At 46.1% G+C, this 15,209-nt stretch carries 18 protein-coding genes and 1 tRNA gene; 12 read left to right on the forward strand and 7 right to left on the reverse strand.

Going from position 1 to position 15,209, the window contains the following annotated elements; translation table 11 throughout:
• Nucleotides 1-58 precede the first annotated feature (58 nt).
• The 4 genes from L9Q40_RS00060 to L9Q40_RS00075 form a co-directional block, all read right to left on the reverse strand.
• The gene (locus L9Q40_RS00060) at nucleotides 59-757 is read right to left on the reverse strand and encodes a response regulator (RefSeq protein WP_498791608.1); all 699 of its coding nucleotides are present in this window, start codon (nucleotides 755-757) and stop codon (nucleotides 59-61) included.
• A gap of 12 nt (nucleotides 758-769) precedes the next feature.
• Complete coding sequence (locus L9Q40_RS00065; RefSeq protein ID WP_498791769.1) at nucleotides 770-1,789, reverse strand: sensor histidine kinase; 1,020 nt, start codon at nucleotides 1,787-1,789, stop codon at nucleotides 770-772.
• 311 nt (nucleotides 1,790-2,100) lie between these two features.
• Nucleotides 2,101-2,177 (reverse strand) — tRNA-Arg (locus L9Q40_RS00070).
• A 92-nt stretch (nucleotides 2,178-2,269) separates the two neighbouring features.
• On the reverse strand, nucleotides 2,270-3,403 hold the full coding sequence (locus L9Q40_RS00075; protein WP_020333336.1) for a flagellar assembly protein FlgT: 1,134 nt from the start codon (nucleotides 3,401-3,403) through the stop codon (nucleotides 2,270-2,272).
• 169 nt (nucleotides 3,404-3,572) lie between these two features.
• On the opposite strand from L9Q40_RS00075, the gene L9Q40_RS00080 reads away from it, so the two are divergent.
• A complete protein-coding gene (locus L9Q40_RS00080; RefSeq protein ID WP_014231084.1) occupies nucleotides 3,573-4,211 on the forward strand; it encodes a FlgO family outer membrane protein in 639 nt (212 codons plus the stop codon).
• Nucleotides 4,212-4,220: 9 nt separating this feature from the next.
• Nucleotides 4,221-4,652, forward strand: coding sequence for a flagellar assembly lipoprotein FlgP (gene flgP, locus L9Q40_RS00085; protein WP_014231085.1), 432 nt, complete (start codon nucleotides 4,221-4,223; stop codon nucleotides 4,650-4,652).
• 111 nt (nucleotides 4,653-4,763) lie between these two features.
• Here flgP and L9Q40_RS00090 read toward each other — a convergent pair whose 3' ends face one another.
• The 3 genes from L9Q40_RS00090 to flgA form a co-directional block, all read right to left on the reverse strand.
• Nucleotides 4,764-5,189, reverse strand: a complete 426-nt coding sequence (locus tag L9Q40_RS00090) for a flagella synthesis protein FlgN (protein ID WP_498791611.1) — start codon at nucleotides 5,187-5,189, stop codon at nucleotides 4,764-4,766.
• A 26-nt stretch (nucleotides 5,190-5,215) separates the two neighbouring features.
• On the reverse strand, nucleotides 5,216-5,533 hold the full coding sequence (gene flgM / locus L9Q40_RS00095; RefSeq protein WP_020333337.1) for a flagellar biosynthesis anti-sigma factor FlgM: 318 nt from the start codon (nucleotides 5,531-5,533) through the stop codon (nucleotides 5,216-5,218).
• Between the two features lie 123 nt (nucleotides 5,534-5,656).
• Nucleotides 5,657-6,403 carry a flagellar basal body P-ring formation chaperone FlgA gene (gene flgA, locus L9Q40_RS00100; protein ID WP_498791614.1) on the reverse strand — a complete coding sequence of 249 codons (747 nt, stop codon included), beginning with the start codon at nucleotides 6,401-6,403 and terminating at the stop codon, nucleotides 5,657-5,659.
• A 76-nt stretch (nucleotides 6,404-6,479) separates the two neighbouring features.
• On the opposite strand from flgA, the gene L9Q40_RS00105 reads away from it, so the two are divergent.
• From L9Q40_RS00105 to L9Q40_RS00150, 10 genes are all read left to right on the forward strand, one after another.
• Complete coding sequence (locus L9Q40_RS00105; RefSeq protein ID WP_014231089.1) at nucleotides 6,480-7,406, forward strand: chemotaxis protein; 927 nt, start codon at nucleotides 6,480-6,482, stop codon at nucleotides 7,404-7,406.
• 10 nt (nucleotides 7,407-7,416) lie between these two features.
• Nucleotides 7,417-8,244, forward strand: coding sequence for a protein-glutamate O-methyltransferase (locus L9Q40_RS00110; protein WP_498791616.1), 828 nt, complete (start codon nucleotides 7,417-7,419; stop codon nucleotides 8,242-8,244).
• 261 nt (nucleotides 8,245-8,505) lie between these two features.
• Complete coding sequence (gene flgB, locus L9Q40_RS00115) at nucleotides 8,506-8,901, forward strand: flagellar basal body rod protein FlgB (protein WP_014231091.1); 396 nt, start codon at nucleotides 8,506-8,508, stop codon at nucleotides 8,899-8,901.
• A gap of 5 nt (nucleotides 8,902-8,906) precedes the next feature.
• On the forward strand, nucleotides 8,907-9,320 hold the full coding sequence (flgC, locus tag L9Q40_RS00120; protein ID WP_014231092.1) for a flagellar basal body rod protein FlgC: 414 nt from the start codon (nucleotides 8,907-8,909) through the stop codon (nucleotides 9,318-9,320).
• A gap of 17 nt (nucleotides 9,321-9,337) precedes the next feature.
• Nucleotides 9,338-10,045 carry a flagellar hook assembly protein FlgD gene (gene flgD / locus L9Q40_RS00125; protein ID WP_014231093.1) on the forward strand — a complete coding sequence of 236 codons (708 nt, stop codon included), beginning with the start codon at nucleotides 9,338-9,340 and terminating at the stop codon, nucleotides 10,043-10,045.
• 31 nt (nucleotides 10,046-10,076) lie between these two features.
• Nucleotides 10,077-11,408, forward strand: a complete 1,332-nt coding sequence (gene flgE / locus L9Q40_RS00130; protein WP_498791619.1) for a flagellar hook protein FlgE — start codon at nucleotides 10,077-10,079, stop codon at nucleotides 11,406-11,408.
• 302 nt (nucleotides 11,409-11,710) lie between these two features.
• Complete coding sequence (locus tag L9Q40_RS00135) at nucleotides 11,711-12,460, forward strand: flagellar basal body rod protein FlgF (protein WP_014231095.1); 750 nt, start codon at nucleotides 11,711-11,713, stop codon at nucleotides 12,458-12,460.
• A gap of 18 nt (nucleotides 12,461-12,478) precedes the next feature.
• Nucleotides 12,479-13,267, forward strand: a complete 789-nt coding sequence (gene flgG / locus L9Q40_RS00140; protein ID WP_498791621.1) for a flagellar basal-body rod protein FlgG — start codon at nucleotides 12,479-12,481, stop codon at nucleotides 13,265-13,267.
• Between the two features lie 30 nt (nucleotides 13,268-13,297).
• A complete protein-coding gene (gene flgH, locus L9Q40_RS00145; RefSeq protein WP_014231096.1) occupies nucleotides 13,298-14,074 on the forward strand; it encodes a flagellar basal body L-ring protein FlgH in 777 nt (258 codons plus the stop codon).
• Nucleotides 14,075-14,116: 42 nt separating this feature from the next.
• Nucleotides 14,117-15,208: a flagellar basal body P-ring protein FlgI gene (locus L9Q40_RS00150; RefSeq protein ID WP_020333342.1), complete on the forward strand. Its 1,092-nt coding sequence runs from the start codon at nucleotides 14,117-14,119 to the stop codon at nucleotides 15,206-15,208.
• Nucleotide 15,209 lies beyond the last annotated feature (1 nt).

Here is a 15,209-nt window from a genome sequence, read left to right on the forward strand (position 1 = left end):
AAGTTGACTTGCAATGATCCCAACTGGGGTAGCAAGTAGTTGAAACTTTCCCGCGATATTAATCGCGAACTATTTCTGCAGAGACTAGACGGTAGCCTATTCCCGACTCCGTTTTGATTACATGTTGGTCATCTGCACTATCATTAAGTTTTTTACGCAACTGGCTAACTAAAATTCTTAGATAATGGGTGTCGTCGGTATGGCTTGCTCCCCAAATCTTTCGTAGTAAGTCCGTTTGTTTCACAAGTTGTCCTGGATTTATCATGAGCATTTCAAGAAAAGCAAACTCCTTCTTGGTCAAAACGATTTCCGTTTTTGACATCCAGCATTGATGGGTATTCTTTTGTAACGTAAGAGCGCCGAATACGCATGTGTTCTCGCAGGCTTGGTCAGTGACCAAATCTCTTAACAACACTTTGATTCTCACAATGAGTTCGCGTATACCAAACGGCTTACTGAGGTAGTCGTTTGCTCCTGCTTCAAGCAAGCGGATCTTCTCTTCTTCCTGATCCCGAGCGGTTAGTATCAGTACAGGTGTTTTGCTCGATTTACGAATTGCATTTAGAAAACTAATGCCATCACCATCAGGTAAACCCAGATCAAGCACTACAACTTGAGGCCGGAAACTGGCGTATACTTCTTGTGCCACAGCTAAAGAATCCGCCCCCATATAGTCAAATCCTTCTGCCGCCAAAGAAATGCGGATAAACGTTTGAATTTGAGGCTCGTCATCTACCACTAGTATTTTGTAGTTCACGTATTCGTCCTATTATTGTGTTGCCGGTAGAGAAATCCGAATCAAACAACCTTGTTGTACCTCAACGCATTTGATGCTGCCCTGATGAGCAGAAATGACGCCCTTTGTGACGCTGAGTCCAAGTCCTGAGCCTGAATCATCATTTTTCTTTTCCGTTCCTGAATAAAAAAGCTCGAACATTTTTTCTACTTCGCTCGGCTGCAGAGGTTTACCGTAGTTATAAATGTCGATGAAAACTTGCTTGAGGTGCTGATAGACGGTCACTTTGACCTGTTTACCCTTCGGAGAATAACGGAGCGCATTATCAAGTACATTGAACAGTGCTTGTTCTATTAACGAACGGCTGACCTCTACGTGTTTTACCGAGCCTTTTACTTCCATATCTATTAGTTGTGCAGACGCAGAGAATCGGCCAATGACACTTTTTAGGATATGTAATATGGATTCTTGCTGTTTTTGAATACGGACCACGCCGTGTTGTAACTTAGTCGCTTGAAGAAGGTTCTCAATATACTGGTGTAAGCGATGGCTTTCTTTAATGGCACTATCAAGCAATTCGTATTTTTCTGATTCATTTAGCTGAGATTGATATTCTTTGAAAGTAGTGAGATTACCAATTACACCAGCCAGTGGTGTTCTCAAGTCATGTGAAACTGAGAGCAAAATTTGGTGGCGCAGTTGAACTTGTTCTAACGTATTTTTCTGACGACGATATCGCTCTGCTAGCTGACTGGTTATAAATGCGACAACCAAAAAAACGAGCAGATTAATGATGTCATCTGGATGAAACATCCGCAGTGAATAACGGGGTGTAGTAAAGAGAAAATTAAAACTTAGCGCTTCGGCAAGCGCTGCGGTATACGCCATCTTCGCGTTGCATTGAAAGGCGATGATAACAATAGAAAGCTGAAGTATGAGTAATACGGCGATGGTTGACCCTAGCCAATGGTCAAGTCCTAAAGAGGCAATGAGGGCGATAAAAAATACAAATACAGGGATAACGTAGTGGTTTCCAAGCCTAAGGTTTGTCATATCAATCAAATCAAGACAATATTCATGTTAGAAACTCTACCAGATGCATAAAATAGCTTCGCGTAAAAAAAGCGTAAAATATTTAATTAGTTGAAAGCTTGTAATGTTAGTTCCGGATGACTTTTGATTGCATCATCGAAATCATCCTGCCAATGACTTTATTAAAGCTTGAGTTTAAGTGTAGCGATGAGAGATGGGTTTAAACTTGTTTGAATAGAGTGGGTGAGTCGTTACATGACTTGTAACGTGACCGTTTTTAGTTAAGAAAAGAAAAGGCTAGTAGTTACTGACTAGCTAGCCCTTTTGATAAATGGCGCCCCCAGTAGGATTCGAACCTACGACCTGTCCCTTAGGAGGGGACTGCGCTATCCAGCTGTGCCATGAGGGCGTAATACCAGCTACTGCAGTTGGTATAATCAAATAAGATGCGTCATCTATAATATTCAAAAGTACGCATATCTCAAGGGCTAATGTTGTCTTTTAGAGTATCTTGTTCATTACATCGCCAATTTGAACGCTTGATGACAGGTTGGGTTGATCGATGCTCAGTTCTGCTTCGTGTTCATAAACACGCGACACGGTTAAGGTCACTTCACTTTGCGATACTTTGTTACGTGGTAAACCACTTTGATCGATAAAAGACGCGGTGTGCCATAATTGTAATTTGTCGCCCTCTTTAACACCGTGCATACGGCCTAAATCCATGGTGACGGTGTTTCCGTAGACAGCCACTACTTCCGGCAAGGTTATCTTACAAGACAGTTCTGATTCCAAATCTAACATGATGTTACGGCTTACGCGCAGCATCATTTCACCATAAGTAGAGGCCCAGAATCGCGCGCTTCGTGTGTCGACCTGACTGGTTTTTGCAAACGGCCAACGAGCGACTTCGCGGTAGGTCTTATAAAAGACTTCATGGCCAGTTTTACCATCATAAACTTTCATCTCTAAGGCAAACTGCCGGTTGATGATGTCATCTTTGAGTACTTTAGATTCAATCGTCGCGGTTAAGTCAGTAATGACGCCACCAATGATGTACTGTGCCCCATTGTCCTCGGCAATCATCTGAGTGCGAGCAGGGTAGTTGCGGCTAATCGAGTAGTCGGTAGTGCCGACAGAAACGAAACTGTGCGAGGTCTGATCGAGCTGACGATTCACAACGTGACTAAAGTCATCACCAACTTGATAAATTTGTCCCATTACGGCTTGTTGAGGAGAGGCGACATCAATATTCCCAACCAGGATGGTTTTTTTGTATTGAGCCGTGTGGCAACCCATTGCCGATGGGTAGATGTCGACACGGAGCTTTATCTCCATCTTACCACTTCGCTTTCGCTCAGATTCGACCAGGATGTAGCGTACTTCATGGTTAGTGAACTGATACTCTTTGCGGTTTTCTTCCAATAGCGGCATTAAATTACTGATGCTGCCAATATCTGCCCCCGAAAAGTTGACGGCTTTAAAAAGCGCATCCTCTAAGGCGTGTAGCCTTGCCGCATCGTCCGAAGATACGATCGTGGCAACGCCTGTCACTTCGTACCATGCGGCGACTGCACGAAAAGGCAGAAGCAGAACGAAAGTGATTGATAATACGCTGATTAATATTTTTTTCATGGCTTGTAACCGTTCAGGTATAAATATTGCTAAAACAAACATCAGTGAAGTTTGGTAGCGCTTTCTAGTTTGGACAGGCAAAAGAAAAGCAAAGACTGTTCCAAGATTTCGTTTCTTGTCATGAATGATAAGGAACAGTGACACCCAAGATTATCTGGAGAATCAATCCATGAAAAAATGGCTTGCTGCCGCATCGATGATGACGCTTTTGACATCGTGCGCGTATTCACCAATTTACAATGGTAAAGAACCCTATTCAGGCAGTCAGTTCATGCTGATGGATAGCCCGCGTCATACGATGGACTTTTTTATCGAAAGCATGACGGAAGAGTTGATGGTTTCTAACGTCGCGGTCTCTGCGCGTACACCGATTGCGATCACATCATTCGTTGATTTACAGAATATGGATGCGACCAATTGGTTGGGTAATTCGGTATCTGAAGGATTCATTCATCAGTTCCAGCGTCGTGGCTTTAAAGTGGTGGACTTCAAAACGACGGGCTCGATTCAGGTCACTCAACAAGGTGACTTTGCATTGAGCAGAGACTGGAGCGATCTCGCTCAAGAGCAGGAAATCCAATACGTATTAACGGGCACTATGCTACGCCAAGAAGGTGGTGTGCTTGTAAACGCTCGCGTGGTTGGGATGCAAAGCCGAATTGTTGTAGCAACGGCACAAGGTTTCTTGCCAGCGGATCGTATTGGCCGCGACTTAGATACGCTCAACAGTATTCGTACTCAAGATGGCGTGCTGATTCGTTCAGATCCAACAATTCGTCAGCCATACACTGTGATTCTCCGCCCATAGGACAGAGCTATGAAAAAATTATTATTTATTATCGCCACCTTGGTGCTGGTGGGTTGCCAACCATTACAGCAGATGCGTCAGGATGAGCTGCTCGTTGCCGTAGGTTATGCCAGCGTGAGTGAACAAACTGGTCGCACTGTAGAAGAAAAACGTGTTCGAGCAATGCGCGCATCGAAAATTGATGCTTACCGTGAACTGGCAGAGCAGGTCTATGGTATGCGTGTCAGTGGCCGAGCAGAGCTGCAAGATCAGCGTTTAGGGACGGAAAGCACAACCGGTGCGGTTGACGGCGTTATTCGCGGCGCGGAAGTGGTGAGAAGCTACTTGGTCGAAGACAGTTATGTAACAGAGCTTCGTCTGGATATCCGCAAAATGGATAAGCTACGAGACTATGGTGAAGTTCAGCAGGTACCTGAGAAGCGTCAGCAGACCCTGTTCTGATATCTAAATAACGTCAGATAATCTCTTTAGCGGCTCATTGGTAACAATGGGTCGTTTTTTATGCGTAAAAATTAGAGTAGATAAACGATAGGGGTATCACGAAGAGAAAAGTCAGGCTTTGATGTTGGTGCCTAAAGTCGAAATGGTGTGAGTTTGCCCACCGGCGTTGTAAGTCATACCGACTTTACCGTGGGTGCGTTGAAGCATGTTATTGAGCTTGGTGAAGCTCAGCTGCGCTCGATTGAGCGATTCACCGTTCATTTGATTGACATGTTGGCAATCAATAACGATAGATTGGATCTGGTTTACCACCTGACTTAGGTGTTCATCTTCGGTAAGCTGATTGACATGCGGGTGAGAGGCGATTCGCTGATCAGTCGTCTTTAATTGATCAATGAGTGTCATCTTTTGTTTGGCAATACTTTCGATATCAGCAGAAACACGCGCAGTGATGGCTTGTGTTTCCTGACGTAAAACGACAGAAAGTGCTTTTGCATTTTCTAGTTGGAAGTTTACGAGATCGACTAATGCTGCCATGAATACTTACCTTGAGCCTAAGTCAGTTAGATTTTGCCTTGCAATTCGCTTTCAAGCTTAATCATGTTGTCGGCCAGTTTTTCTGGATCAACTTTGTATGAGCCGTTTGCGATTGCTTCTTTGATTGCGGCCACTTTTGCGGTGTCATAAGCCGGTGAAGCTGCCATATCCTTCTGGAGTTTATTGACGTCTTTACTTTGTTGGCTCAAAGATACTGCATCTTGTTGCGCTGACACTTTATGCGAATCTGTTGTGTTGGTCGCATTCGATTCATTACGTGCAGGTGCGCGACTTTTATTAGTCGTCATTATCTGACCTGAACGTATATTGTCTATACCTGCCATGTTTTACCTTTGCCTTGTATCGTAATACTGGTACTCAGACTATCGACCAACGCCAAAATAACTTTAATCATTTTGTGCACTTTTATTGATCGATTTTCATCTCGTGCTGTTGTTCGCCGAAGGTCAAAAGTTGACGGTGATTTCTGCAATGCCAGTCACTATGCCTTCTATTATACGTTGTGACTTATCATTTTTCACTCTCACTTGATCACCTGCTGCGCCGTGTTGCAATGCAGTGCCTTGGGTCGAGATCGTCATCCCCGCTTTTACCGCTTGAATTGTTACTCTCTCGTTACGACACACCACGCACACATCATTTCGCTCCACGACATCTCCAAGGCGAACACTACGCTTTAATTTCGCGCCCACGACTTGAGAATGGTCGGTAAAGCCATCTTTGCGAAAGCGTTGTAACTCAATCATTGATGTGGTGACGTCAGAAGCACTGATGATTTCTCCTCGAACGAGCTGGCGAGTACTGACAAGCATCGGGACCGAAACTGACATACGCACTGGGACGTAGACTTTCCAGTCATCAGCGGAGCATTCAACCAATACATTAATATTGCTGCGCGTGCTGCTGGTGGTTGAAGCCGAAGTGTCGAGAGGTTCTGGGCAATCGGTAGCTTTAATACGTGAGTCGATATTTGCTGCATTGACGGTTAACTCGCCGCCTGCAGGTTGCTCGACGGTGGCTAAAACATGTTGTTCTGCTGCCATTTTTATCTGCTCGAGCTGATTATCAGTGGCTGAATGAACAAAAAAGCTAAATATACTGAGCAAAATGCCGATAGCCTTAGCGTACTTTGTGAATACCGATCTACATATTGTTTTAGTCAATGTAGTCGAAGTGATAGTGAAATACGCCATAAGGTCTCCCTGGAACAATGCTTGCCAGTGGTAGAGTATCATTTAAAAACAAAAAGTTTGAGATGGAGATGAGCATATGACGGGGATTCTTGACTCAGTGAATCAGCGTACGCAACTCGTCGGTCAGAACCGATTGGAATTGTTGACCTTTAGATTGATGGGGCGGCAGCGTTATGGCATTAACGTATTTAAAGTTCGGGAAGTGCTGCAATGTCCAAAGCTGACAGTAATGCCAAATCTGCATCCGTTAGTAAAAGGTGTTGCTCATATTCGTGGCCATACTGTATCCGTTATTGATTTAAGCCTGGCAATTGGTGGCCGCCCAACCACGGAAATTGATAAGTGCTTTGTGGTGATTGCGGAGTTCAACCGTTCCATTCAGGCGTTCTTAGTATCGTCGGTTGAGCGCATTATAAACATGCACTGGGAGGCGATTTTGCCGCCTCCGGAAGGCGCGGGTAAAGCACATTACCTGACTGCGGTAACCAACATTGATAACGAGCTGGTTGAAATTCTCGATGTAGAAAAAGTTTTGGCTGAAATTGCGCCAGTGGATGAAACAATGGACGCTTCGATTGGTGAAGAAATCGCTCAGGCAGAGCAGGTGAAACCAATTGTACGCCGTATTATGATTGCCGATGACTCTACTGTTGCACGTAAACAACTCGAGCGAGCTATCCGTTCGATCGGTTTCGAAGTGTTGTCGGTGAAAGATGGTAAAGAGGCATACAATACCTTGCTTGAGATGGCTCGAGAAGGTGATATCTACGAGCAAATTTCTTTGGTGATTTCTGATATCGAAATGCCAGAGATGGACGGTTACACCCTAACCGCTGAAATTCGCAGAAATGCGGATTTGAAAGACCTTTATGTTATTCTCCACTCTTCCTTAAGTGGCGTATTTAACCAAGCTATGGTTGATCGCGTGGGAGCGAACACCTTCATTGCGAAATTTAATCCAGACGAACTGGGTAACGCGGTTAAAACTGCATTAATACAATAAAGAGACATGAATGACTGCTATTACAATTGGCGATCAAGAGTATCGTGACTTTAGCCGTTTTCTCGAAGCGCAATGTGGCATTGTGCTAGGCGATAGTAAGCAGTACTTAGTGCGCAGTCGATTAAGTCCGTTAGTGACCAAGTTTAAGCTCACTTCGTTGTCTGATTTACTGCGTGATGTGGTCTCAGGCCGCAATCGGGAACTACGTATTGCGGCTGTGGATGCGATGACAACCAACGAAACGTTATGGTTTCGAGATACGTATCCGTTCACGGTTTTAGCTGAGAAATTATTGCCGGAAGTCGCGGCAAACAAACGCCCAATTAAAATCTGGTCAGCCGCCAGTTCATCGGGTCAAGAACCGTACTCCATCGCAATGACGATTTTGGAAACGCAGCAGCGTAAACCGGGATTGTTGCCAAGCGTTTCTATCACCGCAACCGACATTTCGAGCAGTATGCTGGAGATGTGTCGCGCTGGCGTGTATGACAATTTAGCGTTGGGGCGTGGCCTATCTCCGGAACGTCGTCGAGTCTTTTTTGAAGACAACGGAGATGGACGCATGAAAGTGAAAGACAATGTAAAACGTCTGGTCAGCTTTCGCCCGCAAAACTTGCTCGACAGCTACGCGCTGGTGGGTAAGTTTGACATTATCTTTTGCCGTAATGTCCTGATTTACTTCTCACCGGAGATGAAATCGAAAGTGCTCAATCAAATGGCAAACCAGCTCAATCCGGGTGGTTATCTACTGCTGGGGGCATCTGAGTCGTTAACCGGGCTGACGGATCGTTTTGAAATGGTGCGTTGTAATCCGGGTATCATTTATAAATTGAAATAGTTTAAAGATCCTAGGGTCAAGACCTAGGATCTCTCTTAACCCAATACCTGATCTTCCCCTTCATTTTTGCCTACTCCCTCAAACAAAGGTATCTTTACGCTTAAGCCGAGCGGATTGACACTGACATTCCATCAATCACCTTGGCTTACATATTGCAATTCAAAGCATCGATAACTTTTAGCCGTAAACGTGTGCCAGTTTTTGGCATAGTAATTGCTATTTAGTTATTTATACCGGTCAGTTCTAATTGTAGAGGCAAACATGGCTATATCTTTTGACAATGCACTAGGCATCCACCAACACACGGTGGGCGTACGTGAGCGTAATGCTGAGGTGATTTCCACCAACATCGCGCAAGCAAACACGCCTGGTTACAAAGCAAGAGGTTTAGACTTTGCAAAGGAATTACAAGCGGCAACATCAGGGGCAAGCATTAGTCTTAATCGAACCGATGGTCGGCATATTCCTGCCACTACAACATTGACAGGGGACAAGCTATATCGTCTTCCTACCCAACCTGATACGGGTGATGGCAACACGGTAGATTTGGATTTAGAACGTAACCTGTTTATGCAGAACCAAATCAGACACCAGGCATCACTCGACTTTCTAGGTGGCAAATTTAAGAACTTAACCAAGGCAATCAAAGGGGATTAATTTAGATGAGCTTATTTAACGTTTTCAATGTGACAGGTTCCGCAATGAGCGCTGAGTCTGTTCGTCTGAATACTACCTCAAGCAACCTGGCGAATGCGGATAGTGTCAGCAGCTCTGCGAAAGACACTTACAAAGCGCGTCATGCTGTATTTGGTGCCGAGTTAGGTAACGCCATGCGTAACGGTAATACGGTGCCAGTAAAAGTGTTGGGAATTGTAGAAAGTGATAAACCGCTAAATGCGGAGTACAACCCTGATCATCCTCTTGCAAACGAACAAGGCTACATCTACAAGCCAAACGTTAATGTAATGGAAGAAATGGCAAACATGATTTCGGCTTCTCGCGCATATCAAACCAATGTTCAAGTTGCCGACTCAAGTAAACAAATGCTGCTGCGTACGCTGCAGATGGGTCAATAAGGATAAGGAGGTAGCGTATGGCCGGATTTAACAACGTTGGTCAAAGCGGCTTGTCCTACATCGACCAGCTCAAAAGCCTACAAGAGAACAAAAAAGCGGAAGAGAGCACAGGTAAGCAGGACCTGAAACAGGAAGACTTCCTATCTTTGCTCACCAAGCAATTGTCTCAGCAGGACCCGTTTAAGCCAGTCAGTAATGACCAGATGATCGCGCAGATGGCGTCATTTGCGACCGTTGATGGCATCGGCAAAATGAACACTCAGTTTGAGAGTTTGAACTCGTCGATGACATCGAACCAAGCATTACAGGCTTCTTCTCTGGTTGGGCGCGATGTTTTGGTCCCAGGCGCTGCGGGTGTGAAGCAAGACGAAGCCCCAATGGCAGCCATGGTTAAGCTTTCGCAGTCTATCGACAACTTATTTGTTCGTGTCGAAAACGAGGCTGGCCAACTGGTTCGTACTTTTGAGGTCGGGGCGAAACCAGCTGGTGACACCCGTGTGCTCTGGGACGGTAATGATGAAAGCGGGAATCCATTGCCTGCCGGTAAATACAAAGTGAAAGCATCTGGCTTAGTTGATGGGGCGTCGCAAGAGTTCCCAGTCTCCACTTATGCCAATGTAAACAGCGTATTACTCGGTAAGGGTGACGGAAACGTATTACTTAATCTGGCGGGTTTTGAATCGCCAGTTCGACTTGCAGAAGTATTGGAAGTCGGCAAAGCGTAACGCATAACACGCGAGATCAGGAGACTTTGGAATGTCATATGTATCTTTAAGCGGTTTGTCCGCCGCTCAATTGGATTTAAACACCACCAGTAACAACATTGCGAACGCCAATACGTATGGCTTTAAAGAGTCTCGTGCCGAGTTTGCGGATGTCTACTCAAACTCTTTGTTTACCAACGCCAAAACCACACCAGGTGGTGGTGTTCAGGCTGGCCAGGTTGCTCAGCAATTCCACGAAGGTTCAAGTGTTTACACCAATAACCCGATGGATTTGCGTGTATCAGGAACGGGCTTCTTCGCTGTGGCGAAAGATCGTCTCGTGCCGCAGCAAAATGAAATGACACGTAACGGTGCGTTCCATTTGAACAGAGACAACTACATGGTAACGGCGAACGATGAGTTTCTGCTTGGTTATGAGGTAAATCCAGACTCTGGTGAGGTGTCATCTTACGAGCCACAGCCAATCAATATTCCAGCTGAGTTTGGTAAGCCAAAACAAACGGCGAACATTGAAGTGGGCGTAAACTTACCGGCTAATGGTGATTTGAAAGCTCCGACTCAGTTTGATTTTTCTGATCCAGATACTTATAACCGTTCAACGTCCTCAACCATTTATGACTCAATGGGTCAGTCTTACAAGTTGACCACTTACTACCTGAAAGACCAGACTCAGCCGAATACCTGGAATACCTACTACACGGTAACGGACAAAGATGGTGAGAAGCCGGTTAACATTGCTCAAGGTGATGCAACAACCGCATCTGGCCATGTTGGTCACACGATGAGATTCAACAATGATGGTACTCTGGCGAGCCTAAACGGTGGCAACCCTATTCGCTCAGTGGCGTTAGGTGCTTCGGTTGGTGAAGGTGGTGCGGCGGCAGAAAATGCCGGTATCAATCTTAACGGTGCTGATCCGATGCAAACTCTGAACTTTGGTTTGGATGCATCAACTCAGTTTGCGGCGCCATTTGAACTGACCAAGTTTGATGAAGATGGTGCTACGACGGGCTTCCTGACCAAAGTTGACTTTGATGAAAACGGCAGCGTGTTGGGCACATACTCAAACGGTGAAAACGTCACCCTGGGCCGCGTTGCGCTCGTCCGTGTTCCTAACGAACAAGGTCTGGATAAAAAAGGCGGCACTCAGTGGGATTCAACTCAGTTCTCTGGTGACAAAATCTGGGGCGAATCCAATAAAGGTTCGTTTGGTACCCTTAATAACGGCGTACTGGAGCAGTCTAATATCGATATGACTCAAGAGCTGGTGGATCTGATTTCGGCTCAGCGTAACTTCCAGGCTAACTCGCGTTCGCTAGAAGTGCATAACCAGCTACAACAAAATATTCTGCAGATCCGCTAGATCGCGAGCCGGATAATCTGCTTTATCAAGTGACGCTGCTCGGCAGCTCGCTTGATTACTTTATGACATTCATCAGATGCTTAGCCCGAAAATACCTCACTTTAGGCTAGGTATTATTTGATCTCTTCGTTGCCGCCGTTGCCGCTCAGAGGATCAAAAACTTGCCTCTTTCCGGATTTATCCTCGAAAATTTTCCTTTATCTGGTTCGATTTTAAATCAACTCGTTGAATATTAAGTGTATTTTATTTTGGCATAAGTATTGCTTTTACTCTCAAGTACAGAGGACTTTAGGGAGTAATTTATGGATCGCGCACTGTTTCTCGCAATGAGCGGCGCCAAGCAAAACATGCAGGCTCTGCAATTGCGTGCCAACAACCTGGCCAACGTGAGCACCACGGGTTTTCGTGCGGATTTGGCACAGGCTCGTTCGATGCAAGCGTATGGAGAAGGGCTCCCTTCACGTGTTTTTAGCATGACTGAGCGTCCGGGACATAACTTTGCTCAAGGCAGTGTGATCACCACTGGCCGCGATTTGGATATTACTATCGAAGGCAGCGGTTGGTTGTCTGTTTTAGACCACACGGGCAAAGAAGGGTTGACCCGCAACGGCAACTTAAAAGTCGATCAAAATGGCTTGCTGACTAATGCGAGTGGCCATGCCGTATTGGGTGAGAATGACGCCCCGATTACTTTACCTATCCCTCTCTCTAAAATTGAAATCGGTCGTGATGGCACCATCTCTGTACTTCCACAAGGTGCTCCAGCAGAAGAATTACAAGTGGTTGATCGTATCAAGCTTGTGAAAACTGACGACCGCAATTTATTTAAAGACACCAATGGCTTATTTCGCCATAAAACTCCAAACCAGCCTTACGAAGCAGACGCAACCATCGGCATCCAGACCGGTGCTATTGAAGGAAGTAACGTCAATGCCGTGGGTGAAATGACGGCATTGATTGACCTTCAGCGTCAGTTTGAAATGCAAGTCAAGATGATGAGTACCGCTGAAGAGATGGACAAGTCTTCAGATTCACTGCTTCGTATGAGTTAACAGAGTTAGAGGTTCACAATGCATCCAGCACTATGGGTTAGTAAAACCGGTTTAGACGCCCAACAAACCAACATCGCAACGATTTCAAACAACCTGGCGAACGCCTCAACGGTTGGCTACAAAAAAAGCCGTGCCGTATTTGAAGACTTGTTTTATCAGAACATTAACCAGCCAGGCGGTCAGTCTTCTCAGAACACAGAATTACCAAGTGGTTTGATGTTGGGTGCCGGTTCTAAAGTGGTTGCCACGCAAAAAGTGCACACTCACGGTAATGCGCAAACGACCACGAATGCGCTGGATATGATGGTGGAAGGCGATGGTTTCTTTCAGGTGACTTTGCCGGATGGCAACATCGGCTATACGCGTAATGGTCAATTCACGCTCAATGGTGAAGGTACGCTCGTGACATCAGGCTCTGGTTACCCAGTAGAGCCAGAAATCGTCATTCCTGAAGACGCAATCTCAATCACCGTTGGTAAGGACGGTGAAGTGTCAGTTCGTGTTCGTGGTCAGCAAGACAACCAAGTCGTCGGCCAGCTCACCATTACCGATTTCGTTAACCCGGGAGGTTTAGAGCCAATTGGTCAGAACCTTTATTTGCCAACTGGTGCGAGTGGTGACCCACAAGAAGGGGTACCAGGGCTGGATGGTTTGGGTGAAATTCGCCAATCCATGCTTGAAGCGTCGAACGTTAACGTGACCGAAGAGTTGGTCAATATGATCGAAGCGCAGCGTGTGTATGAAATGAACTCTAAAGTGATTTCATCCGTCGATAAGATGATGAGCTTCGTGAACCAGCAGCTGTAACGCTTAAGCATCGAGATTAAGGATCTTATGATGAAACGTATTTACCTGCTTGCACTTATCAGCACCATGTCTGGTTGTGCCATGCTAGAGCCAATTGAAACCGATGAAGTCTCTCAAGCAACGACGGTGGTTGATGCCGTTGAAGGCGACAAATCAGAAGACAGCAGCGGCATTGTGGACACTTTACGTGGCAGAACTGATCCGGTGGCTGGCGATCCAGCATGGGCTCCAATCCATCCAAAACAGAAACCGGAGCACTATGCTGCGGCAACCGGGTCATTATTCAGTCCCGAGCACATTACCGATCTTTATGACGACTCCAAACCTCGTGGTATTGGTGACATCATCACTGTCACGTTAGATGAAACCACGAGCGCGACTAAGAGTGCTAACGCGGATTTGTCGAAAAGTAATGATTCGACCATGGATCCGCTATCAGTTGGTGGGCAAGAGCTGCAAATCGGCGGTAATTACAACTTTTCTTATGACTTAAACAGCAGTAACAGCTTTGTGGGTGATTCGTCAGCGAAACAGAGTAACAGCATCAGCGGCTACATTACTGTTGAAGTAATTGAAGTGCTGGCCAACGGTAATCTGGTTATCCGTGGCGAGAAGTGGATGACCCTGAATACGGGCGATGAGTACATTCGCTTAAGTGGCACCATTCGCCCTGACGACATTAATTTTGACAATACGATTGCTTCTAACCGGGTATCGAATGCCCGCATTCAATATTCAGGCACCGGATTGCAACAAGATATGCAAGAGCCTGGCTTCTTGGCACGATTCTTTAATGTAGCGCTTTAAGGTGTCGTACTGCGGCAATTCAATTGCGAGAGATAGGTAAGCATGAAAAAAATCTTTTTACTCCTACTGAGCGCTGCGCTGTTTTCAACTGCTGCTCAAGCCGCACGTATCAAAGACGTCGCGCAAGTGGCAGGGGTACGTAGCAACCAACTTGTAGGTTATGGTTTAGTTTCAGGTTTGCCGGGTACCGGGGAGTCTAACCCGTTTACGGAACAAAGCTTCGCGGCCATGCTGCAAAACTTCGGCATTCAACTGCCGCCGGGTACCAAGCCAAAAATCAAAAACGTTGCCGCTGTGATGGTAACGGCAACATTGCCGCCTTTTTCTAAGCCAGGTCAGCAAGTCGACGTCACGGTGTCATCCATCGGAAGCGCGAAAAGCCTGCGTGGTGGCACTTTACTGCAAACTTTCTTAAAAGGTTTAGATGGCCAGGTGTATGCCGTTGCACAAGGTAATCTGGTCGTTAGTGGCTTCAGTGCGGAAGGTGCCGATGGCTCAAAGATTGTCGGTAATAACCCAACCGTCGGTCTTATCTCTAGTGGTGCGACGGTAGAGCGCGAAATTCCTAACCCTTTTGGCCGTGGCGATTACATCACTTTTAACTTGCTAGAGTCTGATTTCACCACGGCGCAACGCATGGCCGATGCGGTTAATAATTTCCTTGGTCCTCAAATGGCGAGTCCGGTTGATGCGACATCTGTTCGTGTGCGCGCGCCGCGTGATGTGAGCCAGCGCGTAGCGTTTCTGTCTGCGATTGAAAATCTGGAATTCGATCCAGCGGATAGTGCCGCAAAAATCATCGTAAATTCCCGTACGGGTACCATCGTTGTCGGCAAGCATGTGCGCCTTAAGCCAGCAGCAGTAACACATGGTGGTATGACGGTATCCATTAAAGAAAACCTCAGTGTGAGTCAGCCGAATGCCTTCTCGGGCGGCCAGACGGTAGTTGTTCCGGATTCTGACATTGAAGTGAACGAAGAGCAGGGCAAGATGTTCAAGTTTGAGCCGGGTCTGACGCTGGACGATTTGGTTCGCGCAGTCAATGAAGTCGGCGCTGCGCCTTCAGACTTGATGGCTATCTTACAGGCATTAAAGCAAGCTGGTGCGATTGAAGGCCAGTTGATCATCATCTAAG

It is taken from the genome of Allocatenococcus thiocycli, from assembly GCF_921292965.1.
GTDB classification, from domain to species: Bacteria; Pseudomonadota; Gammaproteobacteria; order Enterobacterales; family Vibrionaceae; genus Vibrio; species Vibrio natriegens.

Bases quoted from the DNA above. Each gene is read 5' to 3' on its own strand.
- L9Q40_RS00065 (WP_498791769.1), bottom strand. From the start codon at position 1,789: ATGACAAACCTTAGGCTTGGAAACCACTACGTTATCCCTGTATTTGTA.
- flgA (WP_498791614.1), bottom strand. From the start codon at position 6,403: ATGGCGTATTTCACTATCACTTCGACTACATTGACTAAAACAATATGT.
- flgH (WP_014231096.1), top strand. From the start codon at position 13,298: ATGAAACGTATTTACCTGCTTGCACTTATCAGCACCATGTCTGGTTGT.
- L9Q40_RS00135 (WP_014231095.1), top strand. From the start codon at position 11,711: ATGGATCGCGCACTGTTTCTCGCAATGAGCGGCGCCAAGCAAAACATG.
- flgD (WP_014231093.1), top strand. From the start codon at position 9,338: ATGGCCGGATTTAACAACGTTGGTCAAAGCGGCTTGTCCTACATCGAC.
- L9Q40_RS00105 (WP_014231089.1), top strand. From the start codon at position 6,480: ATGACGGGGATTCTTGACTCAGTGAATCAGCGTACGCAACTCGTCGGT.
- L9Q40_RS00090 (WP_498791611.1), bottom strand. From the start codon at position 5,189: ATGGCAGCATTAGTCGATCTCGTAAACTTCCAACTAGAAAATGCAAAA.
- flgG (WP_498791621.1), top strand. From the start codon at position 12,479: ATGCATCCAGCACTATGGGTTAGTAAAACCGGTTTAGACGCCCAACAA.
- flgC (WP_014231092.1), top strand. From the start codon at position 8,907: ATGAGCTTATTTAACGTTTTCAATGTGACAGGTTCCGCAATGAGCGCT.
- L9Q40_RS00075 (WP_020333336.1), bottom strand. From the start codon at position 3,403: ATGAAAAAAATATTAATCAGCGTATTATCAATCACTTTCGTTCTGCTT.
- flgE (WP_498791619.1), top strand. From the start codon at position 10,077: ATGTCATATGTATCTTTAAGCGGTTTGTCCGCCGCTCAATTGGATTTA.
- L9Q40_RS00080 (WP_014231084.1), top strand. From the start codon at position 3,573: ATGAAAAAATGGCTTGCTGCCGCATCGATGATGACGCTTTTGACATCG.
- flgP (WP_014231085.1), top strand. From the start codon at position 4,221: ATGAAAAAATTATTATTTATTATCGCCACCTTGGTGCTGGTGGGTTGC.
- L9Q40_RS00150 (WP_020333342.1), top strand. From the start codon at position 14,117: ATGAAAAAAATCTTTTTACTCCTACTGAGCGCTGCGCTGTTTTCAACT.
- flgB (WP_014231091.1), top strand. From the start codon at position 8,506: ATGGCTATATCTTTTGACAATGCACTAGGCATCCACCAACACACGGTG.
- flgM (WP_020333337.1), bottom strand. From the start codon at position 5,533: ATGGCAGGTATAGACAATATACGTTCAGGTCAGATAATGACGACTAAT.
- L9Q40_RS00110 (WP_498791616.1), top strand. From the start codon at position 7,417: ATGACTGCTATTACAATTGGCGATCAAGAGTATCGTGACTTTAGCCGT.